This window comes from Mesorhizobium sp. J428, from assembly GCF_024699925.1.
Lineage (GTDB): Bacteria > Pseudomonadota > Alphaproteobacteria > Rhizobiales > Rhizobiaceae > Mesorhizobium_A.
Map to the genome: position 1 here is coordinate 2,335,041 of NZ_JAJOMX010000001.1, position 24,277 is coordinate 2,359,317.

33 protein-coding genes and 2 pseudogenes are annotated in these 24,277 nt (G+C 62.8%); 18 read left to right on the forward strand and 17 right to left on the reverse strand.

Going from position 1 to position 24,277, the window contains the following annotated elements; all coding sequences use genetic code 11:
* Nucleotides 1-9 precede the first annotated feature (9 nt).
* The 5 genes and pseudogenes from LRS09_RS11770 to LRS09_RS11790 all read right to left on the reverse strand — a co-directional run bounded on the left by LRS09_RS11770 (nucleotide 10) and on the right by LRS09_RS11790 (nucleotide 4,258).
* A complete protein-coding gene (locus LRS09_RS11770) occupies nucleotides 10-291 on the reverse strand; it encodes a VirB3 family type IV secretion system protein (RefSeq protein ID WP_257806744.1) in 282 nt (93 codons plus the stop codon).
* The gene (locus LRS09_RS11775; RefSeq protein ID WP_257806747.1) at nucleotides 291-623 is read right to left on the reverse strand and encodes a TrbC/VirB2 family protein; all 333 of its coding nucleotides are present in this window, start codon (nucleotides 621-623) and stop codon (nucleotides 291-293) included. Before LRS09_RS11775 ends, LRS09_RS11770 begins: the two co-directional genes overlap by 1 nt.
* Entirely contained in the window at nucleotides 604-1,629 is a 1,026-nt protein-coding gene (trbB, locus tag LRS09_RS11780) for a P-type conjugative transfer ATPase TrbB (RefSeq protein WP_257806749.1), read from the reverse strand. The genes LRS09_RS11775 and trbB overlap by 20 nt, the downstream gene beginning before the upstream one ends.
* A gap of 207 nt (nucleotides 1,630-1,836) precedes the next feature.
* A complete protein-coding gene (locus tag LRS09_RS11785) occupies nucleotides 1,837-2,268 on the reverse strand; it encodes a CopG family transcriptional regulator (protein ID WP_257806751.1) in 432 nt (143 codons plus the stop codon).
* Nucleotides 2,269-2,271: 3 nt separating this feature from the next.
* Nucleotides 2,272-4,258: pseudogene (locus tag LRS09_RS11790) on the reverse strand (conjugal transfer protein TraG).
* A 231-nt stretch (nucleotides 4,259-4,489) separates the two neighbouring features.
* Between LRS09_RS11790 and LRS09_RS11795 the strand changes: the two are divergent.
* Nucleotides 4,490-5,011, forward strand: a complete 522-nt coding sequence (locus LRS09_RS11795) for a hypothetical protein (RefSeq protein ID WP_257806754.1) — start codon at nucleotides 4,490-4,492, stop codon at nucleotides 5,009-5,011.
* On the opposite strand, the pseudogene LRS09_RS11800 reads toward LRS09_RS11795, so the two are convergent.
* The 9 genes and pseudogenes from LRS09_RS11800 to LRS09_RS11840 all read right to left on the reverse strand — a co-directional run.
* Nucleotides 5,000-5,237, reverse strand: a pseudogene (locus LRS09_RS11800) (DUF3363 domain-containing protein); the annotation flags it as partial. The gene LRS09_RS11795 and the pseudogene LRS09_RS11800 overlap by 12 nt on opposite strands.
* A gap of 1 nt (nucleotide 5,238) precedes the next feature.
* Nucleotides 5,239-6,039: a nucleoside phosphorylase gene (locus LRS09_RS11805; RefSeq protein WP_257806757.1), complete on the reverse strand. Its 801-nt coding sequence runs from the start codon at nucleotides 6,037-6,039 to the stop codon at nucleotides 5,239-5,241.
* The gene (locus tag LRS09_RS11810) at nucleotides 6,036-6,407 is read right to left on the reverse strand and encodes a MerC family mercury resistance protein (RefSeq protein ID WP_257806760.1); all 372 of its coding nucleotides are present in this window, start codon (nucleotides 6,405-6,407) and stop codon (nucleotides 6,036-6,038) included. The genes LRS09_RS11805 and LRS09_RS11810 overlap by 4 nt, the downstream gene beginning before the upstream one ends.
* A 75-nt stretch (nucleotides 6,408-6,482) precedes the next feature.
* Entirely contained in the window at nucleotides 6,483-7,268 is a 786-nt protein-coding gene (locus LRS09_RS11815; protein ID WP_257806763.1) for a class I SAM-dependent methyltransferase, read from the reverse strand.
* Nucleotides 7,269-7,277: 9 nt separating this feature from the next.
* Nucleotides 7,278-8,408 (reverse strand): cysteine desulfurase family protein, encoded by a 1,131-nt coding sequence (locus LRS09_RS11820; protein ID WP_257806766.1) that lies wholly within the window; start codon nucleotides 8,406-8,408, stop codon nucleotides 7,278-7,280.
* 3 nt (nucleotides 8,409-8,411) lie between these two features.
* Nucleotides 8,412-8,762 carry a DsrE/DsrF/TusD sulfur relay family protein gene (locus LRS09_RS11825; protein ID WP_257806768.1) on the reverse strand — a complete coding sequence of 117 codons (351 nt, stop codon included), beginning with the start codon at nucleotides 8,760-8,762 and terminating at the stop codon, nucleotides 8,412-8,414.
* Between the two features lie 27 nt (nucleotides 8,763-8,789).
* Nucleotides 8,790-9,008, reverse strand: a complete 219-nt coding sequence (locus LRS09_RS11830) for an SHOCT domain-containing protein (RefSeq protein WP_257806771.1) — start codon at nucleotides 9,006-9,008, stop codon at nucleotides 8,790-8,792.
* A gap of 192 nt (nucleotides 9,009-9,200) precedes the next feature.
* Nucleotides 9,201-10,205 carry a VTT domain-containing protein gene (locus LRS09_RS11835; protein ID WP_257806774.1) on the reverse strand — a complete coding sequence of 335 codons (1,005 nt, stop codon included), beginning with the start codon at nucleotides 10,203-10,205 and terminating at the stop codon, nucleotides 9,201-9,203.
* Nucleotides 10,202-11,008, reverse strand: coding sequence for a sterol desaturase family protein (locus LRS09_RS11840; RefSeq protein WP_257806776.1), 807 nt, complete (start codon nucleotides 11,006-11,008; stop codon nucleotides 10,202-10,204). The genes LRS09_RS11835 and LRS09_RS11840 overlap by 4 nt, the downstream gene beginning before the upstream one ends.
* A 122-nt stretch (nucleotides 11,009-11,130) precedes the next feature.
* On the opposite strand from LRS09_RS11840, the gene LRS09_RS11845 reads away from it, so the two are divergent.
* Nucleotides 11,131-11,790 (forward strand): metalloregulator ArsR/SmtB family transcription factor, encoded by a 660-nt coding sequence (locus tag LRS09_RS11845; RefSeq protein ID WP_257806779.1) that lies wholly within the window; start codon nucleotides 11,131-11,133, stop codon nucleotides 11,788-11,790.
* Between the two features lie 93 nt (nucleotides 11,791-11,883).
* Here LRS09_RS11845 and LRS09_RS11850 read toward each other — a convergent pair whose 3' ends face one another.
* From LRS09_RS11850 to LRS09_RS11860, 3 genes are read right to left on the reverse strand one after another with little or no spacing between them, the layout of a single operon-like run.
* Nucleotides 11,884-12,486, reverse strand: coding sequence for a cation transporter (locus LRS09_RS11850; protein WP_257806782.1), 603 nt, complete (start codon nucleotides 12,484-12,486; stop codon nucleotides 11,884-11,886).
* Nucleotides 12,487-12,490: 4 nt separating this feature from the next.
* A complete protein-coding gene (gene dmeF / locus LRS09_RS11855; RefSeq protein ID WP_257806783.1) occupies nucleotides 12,491-13,456 on the reverse strand; it encodes a CDF family Co(II)/Ni(II) efflux transporter DmeF in 966 nt (321 codons plus the stop codon).
* A gap of 13 nt (nucleotides 13,457-13,469) precedes the next feature.
* Nucleotides 13,470-13,736 carry a metal-sensing transcriptional repressor gene (locus LRS09_RS11860; RefSeq protein WP_257806784.1) on the reverse strand — a complete coding sequence of 89 codons (267 nt, stop codon included), beginning with the start codon at nucleotides 13,734-13,736 and terminating at the stop codon, nucleotides 13,470-13,472.
* Nucleotides 13,737-14,168: 432 nt separating this feature from the next.
* Here LRS09_RS11860 and LRS09_RS11865 point away from each other — a divergent pair, with 432 nt between their 5' ends.
* The 16 genes from LRS09_RS11865 to LRS09_RS11940 all read left to right on the forward strand — a co-directional run bounded on the left by LRS09_RS11865 (nucleotide 14,169) and on the right by LRS09_RS11940 (nucleotide 24,207).
* Nucleotides 14,169-14,507: a hypothetical protein gene (locus LRS09_RS11865; protein ID WP_257806785.1), complete on the forward strand. Its 339-nt coding sequence runs from the start codon at nucleotides 14,169-14,171 to the stop codon at nucleotides 14,505-14,507.
* Between the two features lie 133 nt (nucleotides 14,508-14,640).
* Nucleotides 14,641-16,122: a multicopper oxidase family protein gene (locus LRS09_RS11870; RefSeq protein WP_374684835.1), complete on the forward strand. Its 1,482-nt coding sequence runs from the start codon at nucleotides 14,641-14,643 to the stop codon at nucleotides 16,120-16,122.
* The gene (locus LRS09_RS11875; RefSeq protein WP_257806787.1) at nucleotides 16,119-16,829 is read left to right on the forward strand and encodes a cytochrome c family protein; all 711 of its coding nucleotides are present in this window, start codon (nucleotides 16,119-16,121) and stop codon (nucleotides 16,827-16,829) included. The genes LRS09_RS11870 and LRS09_RS11875 overlap by 4 nt, the downstream gene beginning before the upstream one ends.
* 2 nt (nucleotides 16,830-16,831) lie before the next feature.
* A complete protein-coding gene (locus LRS09_RS11880; protein WP_257806789.1) occupies nucleotides 16,832-17,782 on the forward strand; it encodes a hypothetical protein in 951 nt (316 codons plus the stop codon).
* An 11-nt stretch (nucleotides 17,783-17,793) separates the two neighbouring features.
* Nucleotides 17,794-18,282 (forward strand): DUF411 domain-containing protein, encoded by a 489-nt coding sequence (locus LRS09_RS11885; RefSeq protein WP_257806791.1) that lies wholly within the window; start codon nucleotides 17,794-17,796, stop codon nucleotides 18,280-18,282.
* Between the two features lie 16 nt (nucleotides 18,283-18,298).
* Nucleotides 18,299-18,421 (forward strand): hypothetical protein, encoded by a 123-nt coding sequence (locus tag LRS09_RS11890; RefSeq protein ID WP_257806793.1) that lies wholly within the window; start codon nucleotides 18,299-18,301, stop codon nucleotides 18,419-18,421.
* Nucleotides 18,418-18,903: a cytochrome c gene (locus LRS09_RS11895; RefSeq protein ID WP_257806794.1), complete on the forward strand. Its 486-nt coding sequence runs from the start codon at nucleotides 18,418-18,420 to the stop codon at nucleotides 18,901-18,903. Before LRS09_RS11890 ends, LRS09_RS11895 begins: the two co-directional genes overlap by 4 nt.
* The gene (locus tag LRS09_RS11900; RefSeq protein ID WP_257806796.1) at nucleotides 18,900-19,505 is read left to right on the forward strand and encodes a DsbE family thiol:disulfide interchange protein; all 606 of its coding nucleotides are present in this window, start codon (nucleotides 18,900-18,902) and stop codon (nucleotides 19,503-19,505) included. The genes LRS09_RS11895 and LRS09_RS11900 overlap by 4 nt, the downstream gene beginning before the upstream one ends.
* Nucleotides 19,502-20,110 carry a TlpA disulfide reductase family protein gene (locus tag LRS09_RS11905; protein ID WP_257806797.1) on the forward strand — a complete coding sequence of 203 codons (609 nt, stop codon included), beginning with the start codon at nucleotides 19,502-19,504 and terminating at the stop codon, nucleotides 20,108-20,110. The genes LRS09_RS11900 and LRS09_RS11905 overlap by 4 nt, the downstream gene beginning before the upstream one ends.
* Nucleotides 20,111-20,123: 13 nt before the next feature.
* The gene (locus LRS09_RS11910) at nucleotides 20,124-20,549 is read left to right on the forward strand and encodes a hypothetical protein (RefSeq protein WP_257806798.1); all 426 of its coding nucleotides are present in this window, start codon (nucleotides 20,124-20,126) and stop codon (nucleotides 20,547-20,549) included.
* Nucleotides 20,542-20,811 carry a hypothetical protein gene (locus LRS09_RS11915; protein WP_257806799.1) on the forward strand — a complete coding sequence of 90 codons (270 nt, stop codon included), beginning with the start codon at nucleotides 20,542-20,544 and terminating at the stop codon, nucleotides 20,809-20,811. Before LRS09_RS11910 ends, LRS09_RS11915 begins: the two co-directional genes overlap by 8 nt.
* 90 nt (nucleotides 20,812-20,901) lie before the next feature.
* Nucleotides 20,902-21,543, forward strand: coding sequence for an SCO family protein (locus LRS09_RS11920; protein ID WP_257806800.1), 642 nt, complete (start codon nucleotides 20,902-20,904; stop codon nucleotides 21,541-21,543).
* Nucleotides 21,543-21,992, forward strand: coding sequence for a copper chaperone PCu(A)C (locus tag LRS09_RS11925; protein ID WP_257806801.1), 450 nt, complete (start codon nucleotides 21,543-21,545; stop codon nucleotides 21,990-21,992). The genes LRS09_RS11920 and LRS09_RS11925 overlap by 1 nt, the downstream gene beginning before the upstream one ends.
* Nucleotides 21,989-22,615, forward strand: a complete 627-nt coding sequence (locus LRS09_RS11930) for a hypothetical protein (RefSeq protein WP_257806802.1) — start codon at nucleotides 21,989-21,991, stop codon at nucleotides 22,613-22,615. Before LRS09_RS11925 ends, LRS09_RS11930 begins: the two co-directional genes overlap by 4 nt.
* Nucleotides 22,616-22,632: 17 nt before the next feature.
* Entirely contained in the window at nucleotides 22,633-23,436 is an 804-nt protein-coding gene (locus tag LRS09_RS11935; protein ID WP_257806805.1) for a DsbA family protein, read from the forward strand.
* A 30-nt stretch (nucleotides 23,437-23,466) separates the two neighbouring features.
* The gene (locus LRS09_RS11940; protein WP_257806808.1) at nucleotides 23,467-24,207 is read left to right on the forward strand and encodes a cytochrome c biogenesis CcdA family protein; all 741 of its coding nucleotides are present in this window, start codon (nucleotides 23,467-23,469) and stop codon (nucleotides 24,205-24,207) included.
* Nucleotides 24,208-24,277 lie beyond the last annotated feature (70 nt).

The window sequence follows — 24,277 nt, forward strand, 5'->3', positions numbered from 1 at the left end:
TCCTCACGCTCAGACCGTCAGGTGCGCGGGAATGCGCAGGTGCCGGCGGCCGACTTCGATGAAGAGTGGGTCGCGCTTGGCAGCCCAGACGGCGGCGAGATGACCGATGGCCCAGATCGCGATGCCCGCGAGCCATAGCCGCAAGCCAAGCCCAATGGCGCCCGCGAGCGTGCCGTTCATGATGGCGATGGCGCGCGGCGCACCGCCGAGCAGGATCGGCTCGGTCAACGCCCGGTGGACCGGGACCGAGAAGCCGAGCAACTCGCCGCCCTGTTCGCCAAGGCCCGACATCAGACGAGCGCTCCGCCGCCGAAGGAGAAGAACGAAAGGAAGAAGGAGCTCGCTGCGAACGCGATCGACAGACCGAAGACGATCTGGATGAGGCGCCGGAAGCCGCCCGACGTGTCGCCGAAGGCGAGCGTCAGGCCGGTGATGATAATGATGATGACGGCGAGGATCTTGGCGACCGGCCCCTCGATCGATTCGAGGATGGACTGGAGCGGTGCCTCCCATGGCATGGAGGAACCGGACGCATGAGCGGCAGGCGTGGTCATCAAAGTTATGACCGCCACCGATGTCGCCGCGGCGAGGCGATGGTAGGCGTTACGCAGGGTCTGGTGCATGTGGACTTTCCTTTGCGGCTGGCGTGAGAAGAGATGCGTCAGGCGCGATGACGGCTGTCACGACGCGGTAATCGCCATCCGGCCCGAGGCCTTCGACGCCTGCGAGTTCGGAAAGACGGCGGGCCGTGCCACGGCCCGACAGCACCGCCACAAGATCGATCGTCTCGGCGATCAGCGCGCGCGGAACGGTGACGACGGCTTCCTGGATGAGCTGTTCGAGACGGCGCAGCGCACCGAGGGCCGAGCCCGCATGGATCGTGCCCACACCGCCCGGATGGCCGGTGCCCCAGGCCTTCAGGAGATCAAGCGCCTCACTGCCGCGGACCTCGCCGATGGGAATGCGGTCGGGACGCAGACGCAGGGACGATCGGACCAGATCGGAGAGCGAGGCGACGCCATCCTTCGTCCGCATGGCAACAAGATTCGGCGCGGCACATTGCAGCTCGCGTGTGTCCTCGATGATGACGACGCGATCCGACGTCTTCGCGATCTCGGCCAGAAGCGCATTGGTGAGCGTCGTCTTGCCGGTCGAGGTGCCGCCGGCGATGAGGATGTTAGCGCGGGCCGCGACGCCGGCGCGCAACGCGGTGGCCTGTTCGGCCGTCATGATCCCGGTCGTGACGTAGTCGTCGAGAGTGAACACCGCGACGGCGGGCTTGCGGATCGCGAAAGCCGGGGCGGCAACCACCGGCGGCAGAAGCCCCTCGAACCGCTCCCCCGTCCCGGGCAGCTCTGCCGAAACGCGCGGGCTCCCGGTATGGACCTCCGCGCCGACATGATGGGCGACGAGGCGGATGATCCGCTCGCCATCCTCCGGCGCCAGGCGTTCACCGGTATCGGACAGGCCTTCGGAGAGACGGTCGATCCACAGCCGCCCATCCGGGTTCAACATCACCTCGACGACGCCTGCGTCTTCCAGGAAGCGGCCGATGGCGGGACCGAGCGCGGTGCGTAACATCCGCGCGCCGCGCGCAATACCTTCCGAATTGTGATGCGAAGTCGCCATCTGATCCTCGATTTGAACGGGGACAAGCCAGATGGTCCCCATGCGGGGATGATTAAAAGGGCCTGATTTAGGGCTGATTCAACAAGGATTTATCGTCGTCGTAGTGTGGCGTGCAAAGACAGGAGAACGGCGGGGGTTTCCTTTGCCGGCTGGTTACGGCGGACCGTTCGAGATTCGAACCAAGCCATCGTTATGCCGGCATCGGCGCTATTGACCGCCTGAACCGCTGACATCCTCGGAAATCTCCTGCCTGAGCTTCGGCCCTTTGGCGAGGCGCCGGCCGAGAGCGGTAATGAACGTCTCATAGCGCTCGCCGGCTTTGGCACGCGCGGCCTGTGCAGCCGGCTCCGGCAAAGCCGGTGTCGTCGCAAGCCAGAACCGGACGAAGATTGCAAGGGTCTCGACGGAAATCCCGATATCGCGCTCCAAGCGGGTCATGCGGCGGTCGAGCTGGTCGAGACGCTTGGCGACCGCGGCCTCGCGCCTTTCAGCGTCATCCGGAGACAGGAAGGAGGCGATCGCGGCTTCTGCGATCATGGACTGCGATTGCTCGCGACGGGCGGCATAGTCCGCCAGCATCGTCATGATGTCCGGGTCGATATAGACGGAGATCTGCGCTTTCTTCTTGCGGCTGGACATGGCCTAGAGCTCCATGCCGTCGTTGGGGTCCAGTGAGACCTGCCGCGCCACACGCTGCATCATGCGGTTCATCCCGCTCGTGCGCGCAGTCTCCTCCTGATCGTCATCGGCGGGATCGATCTCGAACTCGTTTTCAAGCGGGGCCTTCTTCTCGATGGGTTTGGGTACGGCTCAACTCGGGCTGGCGGCGCCGTTCTGAATCGGTCGTGTCCTCCTCCGGTGCAGCGCTGGCAGACATGTGAGCGGTTTCCAACGGGCTCGCCGGCAATGGCAGACTCGTCCAGTCATCAGTCTTCGTATGCACGGATTCGGTGTTCGAGGGCGGCGGCAGGATGCGTTCTTGGAACCGTCCGTCCTCGAAGTAGCGGACCTTCTTCGCTCGAATAGGCGATGTCCCGGCGACCATGACGATCTCATCGGCTGGCGGAAGCTGCATGACCTCGCCGGGCGTGAGCAGCGGTCGCGCGGTTTCCTGTCGCGACACCATCAGATGGCCAAGCCAGGGCGAGAGTCTGTGCCCGGCGTAGTTCTTCATCGCCCGCATCTCGGTCGCAGTGCCGAGCGCGTCGGAAACTCGCTTGGCCGTGCGCTCGTCATTGGTCGCGAAGCTCACGCGAACATGGCAGTTGTCGAGGATGGAGTTGTTCGGCCCGTAGGCCTTCTCGATCTGGTTGAGCGATTGGGCGATGAGAAAGCTCTTGAGCCCGTAGCCCGCCATGAAGGCGAGCGCGCTCTCGAAGAAGTCGAGGCGACCGAGCGCTGGAAACTCGTCCAGCATCAGCAGCAACCGATGGCGGCCGGCCTTGGCCTCCAGGTCCTCGGTTAGGCGCCGACCTATCTGGTTGAGGATCAGGCGGATCAGCGGCTTTGTGCGGTTGATATCGGAGGGGGGCACGACAAGGTAGAGCGACGTCGGATGCTTGCGGCCGACAAGATCGGCAATGCGCCAGTCGCAGCGGCGCGTCACCGTTGCAACGACAGGGTCGCGGTAGAGGCCGAGGAAGGACATGGCGGTGGAGAGCACACCGGAGCGTTCGTTGTCCGACTTGTTCAAGAGTTCGCGCGCGGCGCTGGCGATGACCGGATGTGGGCCGGATTCGCCGAGATGGGCCGTCTTCATCATCGCGGCGAGCGTCGACCCTATCGGTCGCCTTGGGTCGGAAAGAAAAGCGGCGACGCCGGCGAGCGTCTTGTCCTTCTCGGCATAGAGAACGTGGAGGATGGCACCGACTAGCAGCGCGTGGCTGGTCTTTTCCCAGTGATTGCGCTTTTCGAGCGACCCTTCCGGATCGACGAGGATGTCGGCGATGTTCTGGACATCACGAACCTCCCATTCGCCGCGCCGCACTTCCAGCAGCGGGTTGTAGGCCGACGAAGTCGGGTTGGTCGGATCGAACAGCAGGACGCGGCCGTGCCGAGCGCGAAAGCCGGCTGTGAGCTGCCAGTTTTCGCCCTTGATGTCATGGACGATGGCGGAGCCCGGCCAGGTCAGCAGCGAGGGGATGACGAGGCCAACGCCTTTGCCGGAGCGGGTCGGTGCGAAACATAGCACATGCTCCGGTCCCTCATGGCGCAGATAGTCGTCCTTGAGCTTGCCGAGAACGACACCGTTGGGGCCGAGCAGCCCGGCCGCCTTGACCTCATCGGGCCGCGCCCAGCGCGCCGACCCGTAGGTTTCGACGTTCTTCGCCTCACGCGCCCGCCAGACCGACATGCCGATCGCGACGGCGATTGAGATGAAGCCGCCGGACGCGGCGATGAATGCGCCCTCGACGAAAATCTCCGGCGCATAGGCGTCGTAGAAATACCACCACCAGAAGAAGGCGGGCGGATAGTAGACTGCCCAGCCAAACAGCTCGAACCAGGGCCGACCGAGTTGTGGCTGGAAGCCGAGCTGCCATGCCGTCCACTGAGTCGCCGCCCAAGTCGTGGCGAGCGCGATGAGGAAGACGACGAGGATCTGGCCCCAGAGGATTTTGGTCGCGGACACGGTCAGCCTTCAAAGCGGAGTTTTATCCGCAGAGAAAGTGAGCGAAACTCAGACTTCAATGCTTACGAGGCCTTGATAGTGCTCAAGCGTGCGATGGCGTAGAATTACTGATCTGACGAATCCGGGGATAGGCTAAATATGTCATATGCAAGTATTGTCATATCGATATTTTCGTTATGCATTGCTGTCGCATCAGCGTGGCTGACGCTCTTTCGGCGTGGGCGCCTCGCCATGACAAGGCCGAACGTCGTATTTTTCGGCTTTGATACCGCGCCAAAGACAACCGCCAAGATTTTCATTCGCACCCTCCTCTACAGCACGGCGGTTCGTGGCCAGGTGATAGAGGGAATGTTCGCCAAGCTACATCATGCAGGAAGCGAACAGATATTCAGCTTCTGGGGGTATGGCGAAACCAACCAACTTGTTCCCGGCAGTGGACTATATGTCGGGCAGACGGGTATCGCTGTGAACCATCACTTCGTCCTCTCCGTGCATCAGCCCGCCTACGAATTTACGAAGGGTGATTACGAGATCGAAGTGTTCGTCCGACTGGTGGGACGGAAGACGCCTATCCGGCTGAGCGGGTTCAAACTGACGCTTTCGGCGGAACATGCTGGCATCCTGGCCCGGCATGGCGGCGTCTTGTTTGAGCTGAACCCAGACGGTCGCGGCTATGTCGGGCACGCTCGTGATAGGGACGACGAGCCGCCGCCGACTGACGTGATTCCTTTCTCCCGGCGATCAGAGTCCTAAGCCTCGCTTGAGGCCGAAGCCCCAGTCGATACCCTCGTCGACGCCGGAGACGTGGCGGCCGAGTTGGTTTTTCCAGCGACGGAGACCAGGGCACCAACTGGAACCCGAGGCCGTCGTCGATCATGGCGAACCGGCCGGAGGCGAGCGCGAAGCGCTGCCGGTAGGTCCCGGCGACATATTCACCGGTGGCGGATCGGCTGAATCGCCGGCCGGTCTCATCCTCAAGATCATACGTATCCCAGGCACTCGGCTGCCCGGCATATAATGCGCAATGCATCAGACGTGCCGTTCGCCTCGCCCTTTTCAAAATCACCGTCGATTTGGCCCATTTGGTTCGTTACATGTGCGAAGCAGATGACGGGGTGCTGGCGGGCTTTTGCGAAGGCATAGAGAGCGGCTGCCTCCATTTCCACCGCAAGGATGCCGCGCTCCTTCATCGCTTCGATGGCTTGCGCGGTCTCGCGGAAGGGGGCGTCTGTCGTCCATGTCGGCCCCTGGAGCACGGGAACGTCGTCGTCGTCGAAGGTTTTGCTCAAACGGGCGACGAGTTCAGTGGAGGCCTCGCTCCATTCCGATGGCGGCAGGTAATGGTAGCTTGTCCCCTCGTCTCGGAGCGCGCGGTCGATCAGGATGAAATAGGGCGGCTGTTGTGCCGGAGAAATCTGGCCTGCCGACGTGATGCTGATCAGAATTTCGCAGCCGCAGGCAAAGAGTTCCTCAGCCACCAGAACGGCGAACGGGGCGCCGACGGCACACCCGACCACGCCCATTGTCAGGCCGTCTTCTTCGAAGAGGTAGAGGTCGGTGTGATAGCAAACCCATCCATCGTGCCGCTTTGCCCTTCCTGCCATCTTCAACTGGCGAACGATGTCTCCGTCCGGATCGAGCAGACAGACCTTGGGGACGGGAAGGAGCGGCGCCCCCTTCTGACGTCGCGCCTCGCGCAGCAGGCTGTCCGGCGTGAAGATCGATACCGAACGGAAGTGTTTGTGCGCCAGGATTGGTGGCTTGCTCTTACCGTCTGTCACGTGGTCGTCCTCCGACCGCGGCTTCCCGCGCGCCAATCGAGATATGTCCCTGCACAAAGGAACGCGAAGCCAACGACCTCGACGGCGCGCGCGTAGACGACCGTCATCGTGAAGGTGATCATCGCCACGCCGATGGCCGCGAGGATGACTGGCCACACAAGCCGGCGGCGGCGCCATCTGAGCCAGAGAGCCAACAGCGCCAACCAGGCGAAAATGACGATCGCACCCGCCCAAACGGCTTCGTTCAACGCAATCGTGACGCCAAGTGCGCCGAGCAGACCGACCGCCGCGAGCGTTCCGTAGCAAGCGATGAGCGACAGTGCCGCTGCGGCTAGAGCGACCCAGCCGCGGAACCGTTCATTCTTCATGTTGATGCCATTTCAGACATCGTCCGAAGGATCGTTTCGGTGACGGCGCCAGCGCCAGGCGCAGGCAGATTTTCTTCACAAAAAGTCATCTGTTCTTCTCATCAACTCTGCGCGGGTGATACCGAGGCGCGAGACCTTAGCGACGACGTCGCAAGTCTTGGTTGCGGCAAGTGCCAGGAATGCGGCGCCGAGCGTCGTGCATGCACCAATCTTGTGGTCGATGGGCCCGAGCATTCGCGCGGCGAGTCCGCTCGGTGGGTAGAAGACGGCGCCCTTCACCGAGACATCGACCAAACCGGCACCGGAGGCGAGGCTTCTGAGTTCGACGGCGCTTCGGAACCTGGCGCGACGCCAGACGGGAGAGCCGAGCCATGCCTTGATGCGCCGGATGGCTGCCCAGGTGCTCCATTTGCCAAGTTCGCCAACGATCAATCGGCCGCCCGGCTTGAGGACGCGAATCATCTCGCGGAGCGCACCGGCGGTATCCTCGACGAAGCACAGCACGGTGACGGCGACAACCACATCGAACGTGTCGGCTTCGAAGGGTAACTTTTCTGCCTTCCCGAGTTCCAAGGAGACTTCACGCCTTTGCCGTTCCGCCCGCCGCCGGGCGGCGGCGATCATTTCGGGAGAAGGGTCAACGCCGGTGACGTGCGCCGCGGGTCCGGCAAGCTCCACGACGAGAACGCCGTCGCCGCATCCCACATCGAGAATGCGCAGACCTGCCGGAGGGCCGATCAGCTTCAGGATGAGATCCTGTTCGAGGGCGTCGGTGACCTGGCCGAGCCTTCTCGCGCGCCAGGCTGCATAGGCAGGGGGCAGGCTTTCAAGGTCGCTGCTACTTGCCCTTTCCGCCTTCAATATATCACCTCACTGCGCAGTCGGCGTGACTGCCGACGTCAGCCGCAGAATGGCCGCATCCACCTCGTCTCCGGTCGTGTTCCGCCCCAGGCTGAGTCGGATCGCGCCCATGCCGATTTCCGGTGCCACGCCCATCGCTTCGAGGACCGGCGAGAGTTCGATCCGCCCAGAATGGCAGGCGGAGCCGGTGGACGCGGCAATCTCGGGCGCCGCGGCGAGAATCTCCGCGCCGACCCGACCAACGAAGGAGACGTTCAGCGTATTCGGCAGTCGGTGTTCGGTATGTCCGTTGAGCCTAACGCTTTCTCCGAAACGCTCCTTGAGCGCCGCCAAGAAGCGGTCGCGCAGGGTCTTGACCTCATGCATTGGCGACAGGTCGCGCGCCAGAGTGCAGGCTTGGCCGAGGGCCGCACAGAGCAGGGCACTCTCCGTACCGGCGCGCCGGCCGCCTTCATGCTCCGCCCCGTGGATCAGCGGCTCAAGGAATGTCCCGGCACGGATGTAAAGGGCGCCCACGCCCTTCGGGGCATAGAGCTTGTGCCCGGCGATCGTCAGGAGATCGACGCCGAGTTCGTCCACGCGCGTCGGGATCTTGCCGACCGACTGCGCGGCATCGGTGTGAATCGGGATACCGTGTTCGCGCGCAATCGCCGAACAATCCTCGATGGGCTGGATTGTGCCGACCTCGTTGTTGGCATGCATGACGCTGATCAGGATCGTGTCGGATGTGATCGCGCGGCGCAGGTCGTCGGGATTGATCCGCCCGGTGCCATCGACCGGCAAGAAGGTCACCGTCGCGCCGAGGCGTTCCAGAAAGCGCAATGGCGCCATGATCGCCGGATGCTCGACGCTGGTGGTGATGAAGTGGGGTTGTGACCGCTTGCCCTTGAAGAACAGGCCCTTGATGGCAAAATTGTTCGCCTCGCTGCCGCCGCTGGTGAACACCACCTCTTCGCGGTCGCAGCCGAGAAGCTCCGCCACTTGGCCCCGGGCGGTCTCGACGATCTGACGCGCAGGCGCACCCGCCCAATGTCCGCTGGACGGATTGCCGAATGCTCCTTCCATCGCGTCGCCCATGACGGTGGCGACCTCGGGCGCGATCGGCGTGCTGGCGTTGTGGTCGAGATAGATTTTCCGCATGGCTCAGAAGACCAGAACTTTGTCGGCGGCGAGCGTCGCTTCCCCCAGTTCGTCCATGGTGCTGCGTTTCGCCCCGTCCATGACGTCGTCGTCGGTCATGCCGCGCGCATCCATGCAGGTGCCGCAGAGCAACACGGCGCCTTTCGCGAGCACGCGTTTCAGCATGCGTTCCATGTTGTAATAGCCTTCCGGCGTCTTCTGGCCCTTGCGTGCGGCGATGACCGCATCGGCCATTAGGAAGACCGTGATTTCTGCCTCTGGCTCCTTTTTCAGCAGCGTGTGGGCAAGGCGAAGGGCGTTGTAGCAGCGCTCGGTGCCGTAGGGCGGGTCGTTGAGGATGAACAGAGTCTTCATGCGCGTTGTCTCCGGTATGGATGAGGGTCATTCGCCGAGGATGCGGCGACGCTCATCGAACTCCTCCTTGTCGATCTCGCCGCGAGCGAAGCGCTCCTTAAGGATGTCGAGCGGCGTGCGAGCCGGCTGTTGCGGCGGTTGTGACGTAGTGGCCTGCCACGGCCCGCCGAGCCAGCGCACGAGGAGAACCGCGACCGCGATCACCAAGGCGAGCACGAGAATCATGAAGATCGGCCCGAAGATCATTCCGAACCATCCGCCACCCCATCCCATCATATGCGGTCCCCATCCGTAGCGATCGGGATCGGAAGATGCCTGTGCCAACGCCGCAACTGGCAAAAGGGCAATAGGGGCGCCTGCGGCCGCTGCAGTTGATATCCAAATTCTTGTCATATTCCTGCTCCTTCGTTGGTCGTGCCGTCCGCCACCTGCGTTCGGTCATCTATTTGGGCCGGTTCGTTCTCTGTTGCTGATCTCGACCGGCTTGCCGTCGCGGTTCCACTGTTCCATGCCACCGCGCAGGACGCTGACATCGCGAAATCCGGCGTCGCTCAATAATGTTACGGCAGCCGCAGAACGCTTGTCGGTCTTGCAGACGAGAATGACAGACCGGTCCCGAGATGCCCTGATCTCGGTCAAACGTTCAGGCAACTCACCGAGTGGCAGGTTGAGTGCCGAGGCGATATGGCCGAGCGCGCCTTCAAACTCGTCCGGCCCGCGCACATCGACGACAGTGACGCCGTCTTTGCGAAGCTTGTGCGCTAGAGTGTCCGCGTCGATCCACCGGTGTTTTTCGCCGCGCATTCGCCTGATCAGCTGCGGCAGCAAGGCGATTGCCGCGAGCAGTCCGAGCGCAAGCAAGCCGTAGCGGATCGCGGAGGCATCGCCGGAAAACGCCTCACGTCCGGCATGACCGAGCCAAGTATAGGCGATCGCGCCGGGCGCCATGGCGATAAGCGAGGTGATGACATAGGACCAGAAGTTGATCCGGGTGAGACCGAGCGCGTAATTGGTCAGATTGAACGGAAAGAGCGGCACGAGACGCACGAAGGCGACGAAGCGCCAGCCTTCCGCCTCCACGCCTTCGATCAGCCGTTTCAGCCGTCCGCCGGTCCGCGCAGCCACCCAACCACCGGCGAGGTAGCGGGCGATGAGGAATGCAAGGCTTGCCCCGATCGTCGCGCCGACCAGATTGAGCAGCGAGCCCCATACCGGACCGAACAGGGCGCCGCCCGCCAGCGCGAACAGGGCGCCCGGCAGGAAGGCGATTGTTCCAACGGCATAGAGGCCGAGATAGGCGAGCGGCGCCACGAACCCGAGCCCTGAAAGCCAGGCATCGAGCGCGGCAAGGTCCAGCCGGTCGCGGTTGAGGGCCGCCCAGATGATGGCCGCTATCACGCCGATAAGCAGGATGAGGCGCGGAAGAACCTGCCGGACGTTCACCGCTCGTCGCCTTTCTCGCGATTGATTGGATAGCCGCTGGCCGGGCCGCGCAGCGGCTGGAACAGCATGCGATCGAGCCAGAGATCGCGGCGGGTGCGGAACTGTTCGATGCCGATGGTCATGGTCTCGTGACCGTCCCGCGGCTGCGGCCTGTATGTGCCGAGCAGCCGGTCCCACCAAGGCAGATTGAAGCCAAAATTGCTGTTCGTCTCGCTCGGATGGATCGAGTGATGAACCCGGTGCATGTCCGGCGTCACCACGATGAGCCGCAGCACCCGGTCGATGGCCGCCGGGATGCGGATATTGGAATGGTTGAACATCGCCGTGGCGTTAAGCAGCACCTCGAAGACCAGCACCGCGACAGCCGGCGGCCCGAGCGCCGCGACCACGGCGAGCTTGATACCCATCGACAGCAGGATCTCGACCGGGTGGAAGCGTAGTCCCGTCGTCACGTCGAATTCGAGATCTGCATGGTGCATCCGGTGCAGCCGCCAGAGCGCCGGGACCGCGTGGAACATCACATGCTGTAGATAGATGGCGAGATCGAGCGCCAGCACGGAAACGATAAAGGCGAGCCAGCCAGGAGCATCGAAGATGTTGAACAGTCCCCAGCCGCGCTCCTGCGCCAGCAGCGCCAGTCCGACGGCGACTATTGGAAATGTCAGCCGCACCAGCAGCGTGTCGATAACGACAACGCCGAGATTGCTGCTCCAGCGCAGAAGGCGCGGGATTTCCCGGCGGCGCCGCGGCGCCGCCACCTCCCAGAGCGCCATCACCAGCAGGATACCGAGAAAGAAGGCCATGCGGATGAGTGGCTCGTTCGCCAATATTAAGTCGGTCACTTGGTTCGAGGTCCTTGCAATGGTAACTTCTGTGAGATACATTCAATTATTCACTTGAATGATATAATGTGAGGCAGTTAGGAATGTCAACCGGTCCCAAGCAGGCGCTCTATTCAGAGTTCGCATCCGTGGCGCGCGCGCTCGGATCGCAGCACCGTCTGGATATTCTCGAGCACCTGGCCCAAGGCGAGCGCGGCGTGGAAGCGCTAGCGGAGCGCGTTGGTCTGTCAGTAGCCAATGCGTCGCAGCATCTGCAGCAATTAAGACGCGCGGGACTGGTCACTTCACGCCGGAACGGCAAATTCGTGCTGTACCGGCTAGCGGACGATAGTGTGCTCGGACTGATGGCGGCGCTTTCAGGCATCGCGGAACGCAATCTCGCCGAGGTCGACCGCATCCGGCGGACCTATTTCGATGACCGTGACAGCATGGAGCCGGTGTCGCGCGAAGAGCTCTTGCAGCGAACGCGCGATGATCTCGTCACGGTGCTCGATGTCCGCCCACCTGACGAATTTGCGGTCGGACACGTCCCCGGCGCCATCAACATTCCGCTAAGCGAACTCGAGGAACGACTGACCGAACTCGATCAGGATCACGAGATCGTCGCCTATTGCCGCGGTCCGTGGTGCGTGCTGTCTTTCGAGGCTGTGGCCGCCCTGCGCGCCCGCGGCTTCACGGTGCGGCGCCTTGAGGACGGTCTACCCGAATGGCGGGCGGCCGGGCTCCCGGTCGAGCACACCTGAATACAGGTCCTCGGTTCGGAGCCGCTTCAACAGTCCTGTTGCCGATGCTTGGCCACCTCGTGGTAGACGGGCATTGCCTGCGGATTTCTTCGTTCAAGCCCGTGCCGCATGATGCTCTTGGCGCGCGGCTTGCCATACTTCGCGCGCCGCATCGGCATTCATGGCGACGATGCCCAGGCCGACGATCAGATCCGGCCAGGCTGTATGCCATACCCATGCGGTGATCATGCCCGCTGTTATGATTGCGATATTGGCCAGTGCATCGTTGCGTGCCGAAAGAAAGGCGGCGCGCGTGAGGCTGCCCTGATGCGCGCGGTAGCGCGCGAGGATGAACGCGCAGGCGAGGTTGACGGCAAGTGCGCCGGCGCCGGCGAGTGTCAGCGGCACCGGATCAGGTGCGACGGGCAGATTGAGCTTCTGCCAGGCCATCCAGAGGGCAGCAAGGCCGGGCACGAGAATGATGCCCGCAAGCGCCATCCCGGTCCACGCGCGCCGCTTTGGGCTCCAGCCGAGTGCGGCGAAGATCAGGAGGTTGATCGCGGTGTCTTCGAGAAAGTCGACGCTGTCGGCGAAAAGTGACACCGAGCCGATGGCGAGCGCCACCGTGAACTCCACCCCGAAATAGCCGAGATTGAGCAGTGCGACGAGGCAAACGGCGCGGCGCAGGCTCCCGTCGATCACCTCGGATTCCTGCATCGTCCTATGCTGCCTTCTTGATGTGGCGACACGGGTGCACTTCGACCGTCACATGCGAAAGCTTCGAAAACCGCGCCAGTCTCGCCTTGTAATGGGCCGGCTCCTGCGGACGATCCGAGATGATGGAGACGATCGCCGCCATGTGGCCCGGTCCGACGCGCCACAAATGCAGGTCGGCGACGCGGTCTCCATTCTGTTCGAGCGTCGTTCGGATATCGTTGGCCGTCGCCTTGTCCGGCTTCATGTCCAAAAGCACCGCTCCCGCGCCTTTCAGGAGGCCCCAGGACCAGCGCGCGATTACGACGCTGCCGACAATCCCCATGAGTGGATCCATAAAGAGCCAACCGTAGAAGCGGCCCGCCAGAAGTGCGACGATCGCCAGTACCGAGGTCAGCGCGTCGGTCAGCACGTGAAAATAGGCCGAGCGCAGGTTGTGATCGTCATGGCCGTGGTGATGGTGGTCGTCATCCTGTGCGTGCTCATGGTCATGATGGTGGTTGCGGTCTTCGCCTCCTCCGGCATGAAGGAACCATGCACTGGCAAGATTGACGATGAGGCCGATGACGGCGACGAAGATCGCCTCGGTGAAGCGGATCGGGACCGGCGCCGTGAGCCGCAGAACGGATTCGACACCAATCATCAGCGCGACGATCGCAAGGATCACGGCGCTGGAATAGCCGGCCAGTTCGCCGAGCTTCCCCGTGCCGAAGCTGAAACGCTCGTCATGGGCATGCCGGCGCGCATACCAATAGGCAAACCCTGCGATCGAAAGCGCTCCCGCATGGGTCGCCATATGGAAGCCGTCGGCAAGCAGAGCCATCGAACCGAACGCCATGCCGGCAACGATTTCGCCAACCATCATGATGGTGGTAAGCGCGACGACGATCCATGTGCGCCATTCGTTGCGGGCATGGTCCGCTCCGAGGAAGACATGAGGGTGGCGCCAGTTCTCGATCGATTGCGAATGCATGGGTGTTCTCTTCTCAAAGATACTTCGTGATCTCGCGGAATCCCGCGAGTTTTTCCTTCAGTTCGGGTGACAGCGGTCCTGCGATCTCACCCAGGTGATGATCGATGTGATCGTGGATGATCGCCTGCTTGGATTTCTCCAGAGCTCGAATGACGGCCTGCAGCTGCTGGGCGATCACCAGTCCGTCCCGTCCTTCCGCGACCATGCGCAGAACGGCGGCAAGGTGCCCCTCCGCCCGCCGCAGCCTGCTTGTGATTTCCGGATTGTTTGCGTGACTCATGTTCATATCCTATCCCCCTGGAGGGGATAAGTGAATAGCTAGATAAATCGTGTTCTGCTGTCGCAGGATCGCTGGAGGAGGCTGTCGTGATCATCCGTCGAGTTCACTGGTCGGCCGTTCGTGTCCCACACTACGGATGCGCCTCCGGGCTGATGTCGAATTGGAATGCGAATCGCATCCATTCGCCTCTTGGCAGCACGAGACGAAGCCAATCACACATCGAGCTGCCTAACGATAACTAGCGAAAATTCAAGGGCTTCGGTTTCATCGGTTTAGATCAAGAATTTTTGACGAGGCCAAGAAATCGTCGCTAGATATTTAGCTCCAAAGCTACATTTTCTTTTCGAACATTGATCAACACTTGGATCGATGCGACAAATGCGACGGAAACGCATATCGACAGGCCAAACGGTTTCGGGTATTCAATACGCTATGGCAAGGTATGTCCGCATTTTCATGATCCTGGTGCTTGCCGCTTTCGCGGCGGGAACGGTCGTGCATGCCGCGAATGCCGCCACGATGAGCGCGAAGATGACGCTCGCCGCTATCGATGGCGCGGGCATGGGCGGCTGTCAGGATTGCCCGGACGGTAGCGACAACATGCCTCCGTGCGACAATGTCTGCATGTCGCCGATCCTGGCTGTTGTGCCGTCAGGCCAGCTAAGCCTGCCAGTCGCCGAGACGACTACCGAGAGCCTGGTTTTCCAAAGCGAGATAGGGCGCACCGGACCGCCCGACCCTTATCCTCCCCGATCCATCATCCTGAGCTGACGCCGCCCGGACTCCGTTCCGGTTAGCGGCGCCTAAAATCATGCGCGGTCAACCTGGCCGCCCGTGACCCCGCTTCGCTTCGCGCGGTTAGCGCGCTGCGGGCTCAAGCGCCCTCTCAGGATGGTTGGACATCATGGTTTTGTATCTGCCGACGCCGACGCGTCGGACCGTTCTCACATCCGCCGCGGCATTCACGGCCAGCGCGGTGCTTTCGGTTTCCGGACTCCGCACCGCTCGGGCCGCTTCCGTCAAGGAGTTCCGGTTGAAGGCGGCACCGGGCCGGACGCACCTCGTTCCTGAGCCTTACGGAGAAACGCCGGTCTGGGCCTACAACGATGCGGTGCCCGGCCCGGAAATCCGTGTCCGCCAGGGCGACCGACTGCGCGTCGTGGTCGACAACGGCCTCGATGAGGAAACCACGGTTCACTGGCATGGCGTGCGCACGCCCAACGCCATGGATGGTGTGCCACATCTGACGCAGGCGCCGATCGCTCCGGGTGAAACCTTCACCTACGAGTTCGACGCCGTCGATGCCGGCACCTTCTGGTATCACCCGCACCAGAACAGCACGGTGCAGGTAGGGCGCGGTCTCTACGGCCCCCTGATCATTGAGGAAGCCGATCCCGTTCGCGTCGACCGCGAATTGACCTGGGTGCTGGACGACTGGCGTCTGACCCAAGCCGCTGCGATCAGCGACGATTTCGACAACCGGCATGACTTGATGCACAACGGCCGCGTCGGCAACACGGTCACCATCAACGGCCGGGTGCCGGAGAGCATTGCGGTTCGTGCGGGCGAGCGAATCCGGCTGCGCCTGATCAATGCCGCCAATGCCCGCATCTTCGGACTCGATTTCTCCGGGCTCGAGCCGGTCGTGATCGCTCTCGACGGACAGCCGGTCACGCCCCATGCACAGTCAGATGGAGTCGTCACGCTCGGTCCGGCCATGCGGATGGATATGATCCTTGACATGACAGACCGGCCGGGAATCCGGACCACTGTGGTGGACCGGTTCTACCAAGGGCTGGAGTACCGCTTGGTCAAACTCGCCTATGCGGAAACAGCGCTGAGGGAAGGTGCTCCGGACTGGCCGGTGGAACTACCGGCCAATCTGCTTGCCGAGCCGGACCTACGCGACGCGATCCGCCACGAGGTCACGTTTAACGGGGGCATGATGGGCCAGATGGTCATGGCCGAAATGGGCGGCAGCATGGGGGACGGTTCCTCCGGCGGCAAGATGGGCAACATGATGAACATGATGCATGGCCAGGGCATTTGGTTCATCAACGGCAAGGCTGCCACCGGCCATGTCATGGATCCGCTGCTGACGATCCCGCGCGGCCGCACGTGCGTCCTGAGAATGACCAACGCGACGGCCTGGCATCACCCCATCCACCTGCACGGGCATTCATTCCGTGTCCTGTCAAGGAACGGGCAGCCGACAACCCATCGCGAGTGGCAGGACACCGTGCTGATGGCGCCGCGCGAGAAGGTCGAGATCGCCTTTGTCGCCGACAATCCGGGCGACTGGATGTTCCACTGCCACATCCTCGAGCACCAGGCCGCCGGGATGATGGGGGTGATCCGCGTATCCGAGACGGAGGAGCGGATATGAGCCGGATAGTCCTTTGCCTCGCCGCATTGGCCAGCCTTTCGGTCAGCACGGCCGCACTTGCCGACGGGGACGCACGGCGTGGTGCACAGGTCTATCGCGCCTGCGTCGCTTGCCATGCCCTCGAACCCGGCCTGCATCTCAGCGGACCGAGCCTCGACGGCTTCATGGGGCGCATGGCGGGCGCGGCGGAAGGGTTTGTTCGCTATTCGAGCGGACTGCGGGACGCGGGCTTTTCCTGGAACGCGGCCGCGCTCGATGGTTGGCTGAAAGATCCGGCGGGCATGATACCCGACACCTACATGACGTTCCGCGGGATCGACGACCCTCAGGCGCGCGCAGACCTCGTCGCCTTCCTCGAAATCGCCGGCCAGCCCGGCGGCGGCAGGAAGGTCGTCGACGAACGTCTCATCCCGGGCGGCTGGCTGCGGGCCGGAGCGCCGGAGCCAATTGGCGATCTGCCGCCTGAAACGCGTGTCACGGCAATCCGCCATTGCGGCGACAGCTATTTCATCACGACCGAGGACGGCCGGGAAACGCCCTATTGGGAGAAGAACATCCGGCTCAAGATCGACAGCGTCGAAACCGGTCCTCCGGCCGGCGTCGCCGTGATTCTTGGAGCCGGCATGGGCGGTGACCGTTTCTCGGTGATCTTCCGGAGCCTCGCCGACTTCGATCATCTCGTCACGGAGCGCTGTGAGGCGCGCTGAACATGAAAGACACCAGCATGACAACCACGCCCAGATACTCCACTCGTCTTTCCAGGCGAACCTTCCTTGGCGCGATGGCGACGGGCGCCGGGCTGATAAGCCTGCCTTTCAACCTTCGCGCCGCACCCGGAGCAACCGGTCCCGCAATCGCCTTCGATGGCGATGCGTTGATCCTGGCTGAAGGCACCCTTTCCCGCAGCGATGGCGCTGGCGGCTGGATAGAGCTGTCCGCTCCGGCGGCAGGCGGCATCCTCTCGCTCGCGACACATCCGGGCCGTCCCGGCCGGATAGCGGCCGGTCTAGCGGGCGGCGGCGTCACGCTCTCCGAAGACGGCGGGCACGGTTGGGAGGCGAGGAGCCAGGGCTTGCCCGACGCCCCGGTGACGGCGGTCACCGTGGCAGCGGCCGAGCCGGATACCATCTATGCCGCCATTCGCGGCGACGGCCTTTGGAAAAGCGAGAATGCCGGTCGATCATGGGCCCTCGCGATGGACCGGCCGTGGCTCGCAGACGCCGAGCGCGATCTGACGGCACTGGCCTCGGTCGATCTGGCAACGGGCATGGGCGGCATCTGGATCTATGCCGGAACCGAACTGGGTCTCACGCGCGTGCCGGATTGCTTCTGCCGCTGGCAGAGCGTGCAGCCGGGCGATGCGATGGACGCGCTTGCCTCGGGGAAACCGGCTCCATCGGAGGCGCCCCTTCCTGAAGGCGAGACGATTAACGCACTGGTCAGCGCGTCTTCGCTGCCCACTCGGCTTTACGCCGCGCTGCCTTCAGGCATCTGGATGTCGGAGGACGCCGGAGTGGTGTGGTCGCAAAAGTCGAACGCGCGCGCGCTGGCCGTCGCTGTTCACGCCACCAATGCCGATCATGTCGTCGCCATCACACGAGACGGCCTCATTGAAAGTCGCGACGGCGGCGCGAACTGGACCGCGCTCGTGCGCGCATAATGGAGAATGTCATGAACAGGAAAACAATTGCCGCAGCCGTCGTCGCCGTGGTCGCCATTGGCGGTATCGCCTACTGGACGCTGGGTTCGGCGAACTCGCCTCTGCAGGGTTCCGCCGTCGCGGCAGCCTCGGACAGCAAGACGATCACAATCTGGCGCGATCCGGGCTGCGGGTGTTGCGATGCCTATGCCGACTATCTGGAAGGCAACGGCTACACGGTGACGCGCGTCGATGATCGCGATTTCGACAAGCGCTCGGTTGACATGGGCGTTCCCGAGCGGGGTATCGGGTGCCACCTGGCCGAGATCGACGGCTATGTCGTGAGCGGCCTCGTACCTGTGGAAATCGTCGAGCGGCTGGTCAGTGAGCGCCCGGACATCACCGGGATCACACTGCCTGGCATGCCGGCCAACGCTCCCGGCATGGCACGCGAAAAGTCCGGCACGTTGAAAACTTACGCCTTCGGCAAGGACGGCGTCACCGTCTACTCCGAGGAGTGATCCCGTGGGTGGAATGATGACGGACAAGTCCATGATGATGTTGATGATGGCCGGAATTATTCTCGGGGCGCTTCTGGTCCTCGCTATCCTGATCCTCGGCCTCTTCGCGCTCGTGAAGTATCTGCGGGGGTCGCGATGAGGCGCAAGGTGATCCTCCTTTCCGTTGTCGCCGTTGCGAGCCTGGCGGCCATCGCCTCGTTTGCGCAAGTGCAGGGTGGCAATGTGCGAGCAGCGGACGTGACCTTCCTTGGCCAGCCCGTGACGGCGGAGCAAATTGTCCGCGGCAAGGAGATCTATGCCGAGAACTGTGCCTCCTGCCACGGCGCAAAGCTCGAAGGCCAACCGGACTGGAAACGTCGGCTGGAGAACGGCCGCATGCCAGCGCCGCCGCACGATGAAAGCGGCCACACCTGGCACCACTCGGACCAGGACCTGTTCGCCATCACCAAGCTCGGTGTCGGCGGTGTCGTCCCGGGCTATGAGAGCGACATGCTCGCCTTCGGGGACATCCTGAGCGACGAGGAGATCGCCGCCGTGCTCGCCTTTATCAAGAGCACCTGGCCTGAGCGCCAGCGGGACGTCCAGGCTCGAATTACGGCCAGCGACGGGAACGGCTCATGATCAGAACCGACGAATATTCCACGGCCCCGATGCGCCGCCGCAACGTCCTGGCCTTCCTGCCGCTTGCTGTAGCGGCCATGCTCGGCGTGGTGCTGGCCTGGGGGCTCACGCGTGATCCAAGCAACCTGCCGTCTACGCTGATCAGCAAGCCGGTGCCCGACTTTGCGCTGCCGCCGGTCAAGGGCCGGACCCTTGGCCTGTCGAGCACCGATCTCAAGGGCGAAGTCTCGCTGGTCAATGTCTTCGCCTCCTGGTGCGTTGCCTGCCGCGCGGAGCACCCCTTGTTCATGAAACTTGCGGCGCAAGGCACCGTGCCGCTGCACGGCCTCAACTACAAGGATCGGCCGGACGATGCGGCGAAATGGCTGGACAGCCTTGGCGATCCCTACACGCGCACCGGGGCCGACATCAGCGGACGCGTGGCCATCGATTGGGGTGTCTACGGCGTGCCCGAGACATTCGTCATCGGCGCGGACGGACGTGTTGCCTACAAGCATATCGGCCCGGTGAGCGAAGAGGCACTCACGGGCACCATCCTGCCGCTCGTGGAGGAACTGCGCCGTCAGGCGGAAGGCGATAAAGCCCTCGGAGACGGCCAATGAGGAACCTCCTGCGGGGACAGCGCACAATCGTATTTCTGGCGGCAGGCACGCTAACCCTGGCCGCGATCGCGATCGTCGGCGTGATCTATTTCAGCGGAGGCACGCCAGTGCGTGCGCCTCAAAGCGGAGGACAGGCTGAGACGGCCTCGTCCCGGTCCTTCGTGATGCACGAGGCGCCGCGGCCGCTCCCCGAAATCGAGTTTGAGGACGGGAACGGTGAGGCTCTTACGCTGGCCGATTTGAGGGGCAAGACCGTGTTGCTCAACATCTGGGCGACGTGGTGCGTGCCCTGCCGCGAGGAGATGCCGACGCTCGATGCACTTGAAGCGGAACTAGGTGGCCCGGGCTTCGAGGTCGTGCCGCTCTCGGTCGACCGGGCCGGGCCGGAGGTGGTTCGGAAGTTCTACGCCGAAATCGGCATTGAGCATCTTGGCCTCTACATCGACGCCTCCATGCGGGCTTCGTTCGACCTGCAGGCGCCAGGACTGCCGACGACGCTTCTGATCGACAGCGAGGGCCGAGAATGGGGAAGGCTCGTCGGTCCGGCCGAGTGGGACACGCCCGAGATGATTGCATTTCTCAAAAACCATCTGACGTCAAACTGAGAAGGAAGCCTCCATGGCCGATACACAACAGTCACAATCTCAAGACGGCTCGCTCGGTCGCGACCTGCTCTATGCCCTTCGCTACTACCTCGGCAGCCGACGCGGTCTGCTCGTGCTCGCCGGACTGACGATCGTGGCGGGCCTGGCGTTGAACTGGAGCTGGTTGGCCGCTGCCGGCATCGCGCCGATCCTGATCAGCGTGTTGCCCTGCCTCGCCATGTGCGCCCTCGGCCTGTGCATGAACCGGTCAGGCGGCAAGTCCTGCTCGACCGCTGCGAGCAACTCCGACCCGGCGGCGATCGCGGACGCAGGGCCAGTCACGCAGGCAGTTGTTCTCGACGCATCGCCCGACCGCGCGGCTCCCATGAGTGGTGGCGCCGCCGTTCTTGCAATTCCCGAACCGCGTCCCTCCAAGGAAAGGAGACCGACCGATGCGTAAATTGATCAAAGCGCTTGCCATTGCTTCCGCCGTTATCGCGGGCCTCGCGGCTGCACCCGCGCTCTACGCCCATGACTCAGAGGGGTCCGACGACGCCATGATGGGCTCCGGCATGATGGGCATGATGGGCCAGATGAGCGAGATGATGGAGGGCTGCAACAGGATGATGCAGTCCATGAGCCATGACGGCACCGGACGGCCCAACGAGCAGTGGCGCGAGAAGTCGCCCGACTACAACGGCGCCCCAGGAACGAACGGCTAAGCACAGCTTGGCATCGCAACGTGTCCAGACAATCGAGAGGCCGTATCGCGATGGGTCGTGCTTGGGCAGGGCCTTTCGAGAAAGACTGATATGACACCAACCAAAACAACGCAGCTCGGACGTATCCGCTTCAGCCTATGGATACTCGTGGCCGCTGCCGTGCTGGCGCTCGGTGGCGCTTATTTCGTCCGGACGATCGGCGTCCGCGAGCCGCCGCCGGTCACCGTCGGCGAAGCCGACGTACGCTCCGAGTTTTCATTGACCGATCACAACGGGAACCACGTTACCGAGGCCGATTTTCTCGGGCGCTGGCAACTCGTGTTCTTCGGATTCACCCATTGCCCGGACATTTGCCCGACCACCCTCGCCTTTATGGCGAATGTGCTGGATCGGTTTGGTGACGAGGTCGAGCGCGTCGCACCGATCTTCATCACGGTCGACCCGACACGCGACACGCCGGAGGTGATGGCGGAATACGTCCAGGCCTTTCACCCGAAGCTGGTTGGACTGACCGGGTCGGAAGCCGAAGTCGCCGCGGCTGCCCAGTCCTTCCGCGTCTACTACGAGAGAATGGAAGAGGAAACGGCTCCGGACGGCTACCTGATGGCTCACTCCGGGCACATCTACCTGATGACAACTGAAGGTCGTTTTGAAGATGTTTTCCGCGAAGGTGAACAGTCCGCCGCAGACATGGCCGCCGATATCCTTGCAAGAATGAATGGAAAACAATGATGAAAATACTGATTGCAACACTGGTGGCGGTCTGGGCGATCGCATCGCCGGCACAGGCGGAGGAGAGTGTCCGCGTGTTCAATGCGTGGGCGCGGGCCTCCGTCCTCGCCTCCCGTCCCGGCGCCGCCTATCTCACCATCAAGAGTGCGTCGGACGATACGCTGATTGGCGCGAGCACGCCTGTTGCCGAGCGGGTCATGATTCACGCAATCGAAAAGGACGGCGATGTAAGCCGCATGAAACACATCGAAACGCTTGAATTGCTGGCGGGTGAGCGGATCACGCTCGCGCCCGGCGGCATGCACCTGATGTTGATGGCGCTGCAAGACAAACTTCGCGAGGGCACGACATTCCCTATGACGCTCAGCTTCGAGGCCGCCGGCGAAATCACCGTTGAGGTTTCGGTGCTCGGAATAGCAGCCGAGGGGCCAAGGGAGACAGCTGAATGAAGCGCATCCTGATCTTAGCTTTCCTATTGGTCGCACAGCCGGCATTTGCACACCATCCAGGTGAGCGCATTGACGAGGTGATGACCGAACAGGAGCCGGCCTTCGAGGTGATGGATCGTCCTTCCACGCCTGAACTCAGCCTCGAAGAACCGGGCGGCAGCGTCCTGGGCCTCGGCGATCTCCATGATCAGATCATCGTGCTGAGCTTTGTTCCGCAGAACTGTGACAGTCCATGCGCCAAACAGCAGGCCGTTCTCGCGGGCGTGCAAGAGCAGGTGAATGTTTCGCCGATGAAGCAAATCGTCACGTTCGTTACCGTTCACGACGCAGATGCGTCGATCGAAGCAACTTGGGACGAGGCGAACTGGCGGCAGGCTATCCCATCGAACGACGAGATGACTGCCGCCGCGGCAAACCGTTTCGCTGCGCTGAGTAGGCGCGGCCAGGAGCTGCCGATGGCGCATGTCATCGACCGCAACGGACGGCATGCCGGAATTTTCCATGGTTCCGATTTCAGCAAGACAAATCTGACCCTCTACATCAACCAACTCATCAACAACGCGCATGCGCCGAAGCCACCTGCCGAAAAGGGGTGGTGGGAATGGCTGACAGGCTGGTTCTGAACGGCAGGAGAAGGAAGTTGACGCAATTTTCGAGATTCACGGGGCGCCGTTTCGGCTTCCTCCTGCTGCCCCTGCTGCTGATCATCGCGGCAGGCGCCTGGTATCTGTTCGATCCGGGGTTCAGGGCAGGCCGCCAACCGATGACTGCGTCGGAGAACCTGCCGCAGGACGCGTTCGACCGGCGGGTGCGCGACTATCTTGTCGCCAACCCGGAGGTCATCGTCGAGGCCATGCAAAACCTTGAACGGAAGCAACGGGAGGCGGAGCAGTCGGAGGCTCAGGCGGCCCTTGCCGCGCACCGTGACGAACTGCTTAACAGCCCCGAAAGCCCGGTCGGCGGCAATCCGCAAGGCGACGTGACCTTGGTCGAGTTCTTCGATTACAACTGCCCCTACTGTCGGCAGGTCGCGCCGGCGATGGCGGAAGCCGAGGAAGGCGATCCCCAATTGCGGATCGTCTACAAGGAGTTTCCCATTCTGGGGCCGAACTCCGTGTTCGCGGCAAGGGCAGCGCTCGCGGCCCGCAGGCAGAACCTCTACCCGCAGTTCCACAAGGCGATGATGCAGGTGTCAGGTGCCGCCGACGAAACGCAGGTCATCGCTGTCGCCGAAAAGATCGGCCTCGATGTCGAACAACTCCGGACCGACATGCAAGATGCCGCGATCGACACCGAGATCGAGCGCAATCTCGCGCTCGCCCGGGCGCTGAGGATCAACGGGACGCCGGGCTTCGTGATCGGAGACGAGATCCTGCGCGGCGCCACCGACTTGCAAACCATGCAGCGGCTGATCGACCAAGCCCGGAAGGATCAGAATCGATGAAGCTGGAGTCGCCTCTGAAAGTTTGTCCAAATGCCTGAACTCTCCAATGTCGGTATCCTCAGCGCCTTCCTAGCCGGTATTATCTCGTTCCTTTCGCCGTGCGTGCTGCCGCTGGTGCCGGGATATGTTGCCTATGTCGCCGGCCGATCGAGTATTGCTTCGCCGTCCGGCGAGATCGCCGTCACCCGAAGCGTGACGCTCGGCCTGAGCCTTTGCTTCGTGCTCGGTTTCACCACGGTCTTCGTGATCCTCGGAGCCAGCGCCTCGGTGCTTGGCCAGTTGCTGCTCAGTTACCGGTTCGAGTTAAACATCGTCGGGGGCGGGATCGTCACGCTGTTCGGGCTGTTCATGCTCGGAACGATCCGCCCGGCTTGGATGATGCGCGAGGCACGCTTCCACCTCGATTTGCCGGGCGGGCGAACCGTCTCGGCATATGTCCTTGGCCTGGCCTTCGCCTTTGGCTGGACACCGTGCATTGGCCCCATCCTCGGAGCCATCCTGACGGTCGGCGCCGCGTCGGCGACGCTCGCCGATGGTATTGGGCTGCTCACGATCTATTCGCTCGGCCTTGGCGTGCCGTTTCTGCTTGCAGCGCTGTTCACCGACACGCTGTCCGCCAGGTTGAAGGCGTTCGGACGCCTCGGGCGCAGTCTGCGAGTAATGGCCGGAGTCGTCATGATCGCGATGGGGGTCGCTATGATGACGGGATATCTCTCTGCCTTCGCCTTCTGGCTCCTGGAGACCTTTCCTATACTGTCTTCGATCGGTTGAGTTTGACCTTGGGGAGTGTTGAAGAAATCGTGATTTGACCCTGCCATTGCTGGATAGCGCAGGCTTGCCT

Coding starts and splice junctions, on each gene's coding strand:
- LRS09_RS11770 (WP_257806744.1), bottom strand. CDS start 291: ATGTCGGGCCTTGGCGAACAGGGCGGCGAGTTGCTCGGCTTCTCGGTC.
- LRS09_RS11775 (WP_257806747.1), bottom strand. CDS start 623: ATGCACCAGACCCTGCGTAACGCCTACCATCGCCTCGCCGCGGCGACA.
- trbB (WP_257806749.1), bottom strand. CDS start 1,629: ATGGCGACTTCGCATCACAATTCGGAAGGTATTGCGCGCGGCGCGCGG.
- LRS09_RS11785 (WP_257806751.1), bottom strand. CDS start 2,268: ATGTCCAGCCGCAAGAAGAAAGCGCAGATCTCCGTCTATATCGACCCG.
- LRS09_RS11795 (WP_257806754.1), top strand. CDS start 4,490: ATGACAAGGCCGAACGTCGTATTTTTCGGCTTTGATACCGCGCCAAAG.
- LRS09_RS11810 (WP_257806760.1), bottom strand. CDS start 6,407: ATGAAGAATGAACGGTTCCGCGGCTGGGTCGCTCTAGCCGCAGCGGCA.
- LRS09_RS11820 (WP_257806766.1), bottom strand. CDS start 8,408: ATGCGGAAAATCTATCTCGACCACAACGCCAGCACGCCGATCGCGCCC.
- LRS09_RS11825 (WP_257806768.1), bottom strand. CDS start 8,762: ATGAAGACTCTGTTCATCCTCAACGACCCGCCCTACGGCACCGAGCGC.
- LRS09_RS11830 (WP_257806771.1), bottom strand. CDS start 9,008: ATGATCTTCGGGCCGATCTTCATGATTCTCGTGCTCGCCTTGGTGATC.
- LRS09_RS11840 (WP_257806776.1), bottom strand. CDS start 11,008: ATGGCCTTCTTTCTCGGTATCCTGCTGGTGATGGCGCTCTGGGAGGTG.
- LRS09_RS11845 (WP_257806779.1), top strand. CDS start 11,131: ATGTCAACCGGTCCCAAGCAGGCGCTCTATTCAGAGTTCGCATCCGTG.
- LRS09_RS11850 (WP_257806782.1), bottom strand. CDS start 12,486: ATGCAGGAATCCGAGGTGATCGACGGGAGCCTGCGCCGCGCCGTTTGC.
- dmeF (WP_257806783.1), bottom strand. CDS start 13,456: ATGCATTCGCAATCGATCGAGAACTGGCGCCACCCTCATGTCTTCCTC.
- LRS09_RS11860 (WP_257806784.1), bottom strand. CDS start 13,736: ATGAGTCACGCAAACAATCCGGAAATCACAAGCAGGCTGCGGCGGGCG.
- LRS09_RS11865 (WP_257806785.1), top strand. CDS start 14,169: ATGGCAAGGTATGTCCGCATTTTCATGATCCTGGTGCTTGCCGCTTTC.
- LRS09_RS11870 (WP_374684835.1), top strand. CDS start 14,641: ATGGTTTTGTATCTGCCGACGCCGACGCGTCGGACCGTTCTCACATCC.
- LRS09_RS11875 (WP_257806787.1), top strand. CDS start 16,119: ATGAGCCGGATAGTCCTTTGCCTCGCCGCATTGGCCAGCCTTTCGGTC.
- LRS09_RS11880 (WP_257806789.1), top strand. CDS start 16,832: ATGAAAGACACCAGCATGACAACCACGCCCAGATACTCCACTCGTCTT.
- LRS09_RS11885 (WP_257806791.1), top strand. CDS start 17,794: ATGAACAGGAAAACAATTGCCGCAGCCGTCGTCGCCGTGGTCGCCATT.
- LRS09_RS11890 (WP_257806793.1), top strand. CDS start 18,299: ATGACGGACAAGTCCATGATGATGTTGATGATGGCCGGAATTATTCTC.
- LRS09_RS11895 (WP_257806794.1), top strand. CDS start 18,418: ATGAGGCGCAAGGTGATCCTCCTTTCCGTTGTCGCCGTTGCGAGCCTG.
- LRS09_RS11900 (WP_257806796.1), top strand. CDS start 18,900: ATGATCAGAACCGACGAATATTCCACGGCCCCGATGCGCCGCCGCAAC.
- LRS09_RS11905 (WP_257806797.1), top strand. CDS start 19,502: ATGAGGAACCTCCTGCGGGGACAGCGCACAATCGTATTTCTGGCGGCA.
- LRS09_RS11910 (WP_257806798.1), top strand. CDS start 20,124: ATGGCCGATACACAACAGTCACAATCTCAAGACGGCTCGCTCGGTCGC.
- LRS09_RS11915 (WP_257806799.1), top strand. CDS start 20,542: ATGCGTAAATTGATCAAAGCGCTTGCCATTGCTTCCGCCGTTATCGCG.
- LRS09_RS11920 (WP_257806800.1), top strand. CDS start 20,902: ATGACACCAACCAAAACAACGCAGCTCGGACGTATCCGCTTCAGCCTA.
- LRS09_RS11925 (WP_257806801.1), top strand. CDS start 21,543: ATGAAAATACTGATTGCAACACTGGTGGCGGTCTGGGCGATCGCATCG.
- LRS09_RS11930 (WP_257806802.1), top strand. CDS start 21,989: ATGAAGCGCATCCTGATCTTAGCTTTCCTATTGGTCGCACAGCCGGCA.
- LRS09_RS11940 (WP_257806808.1), top strand. CDS start 23,467: ATGCCTGAACTCTCCAATGTCGGTATCCTCAGCGCCTTCCTAGCCGGT.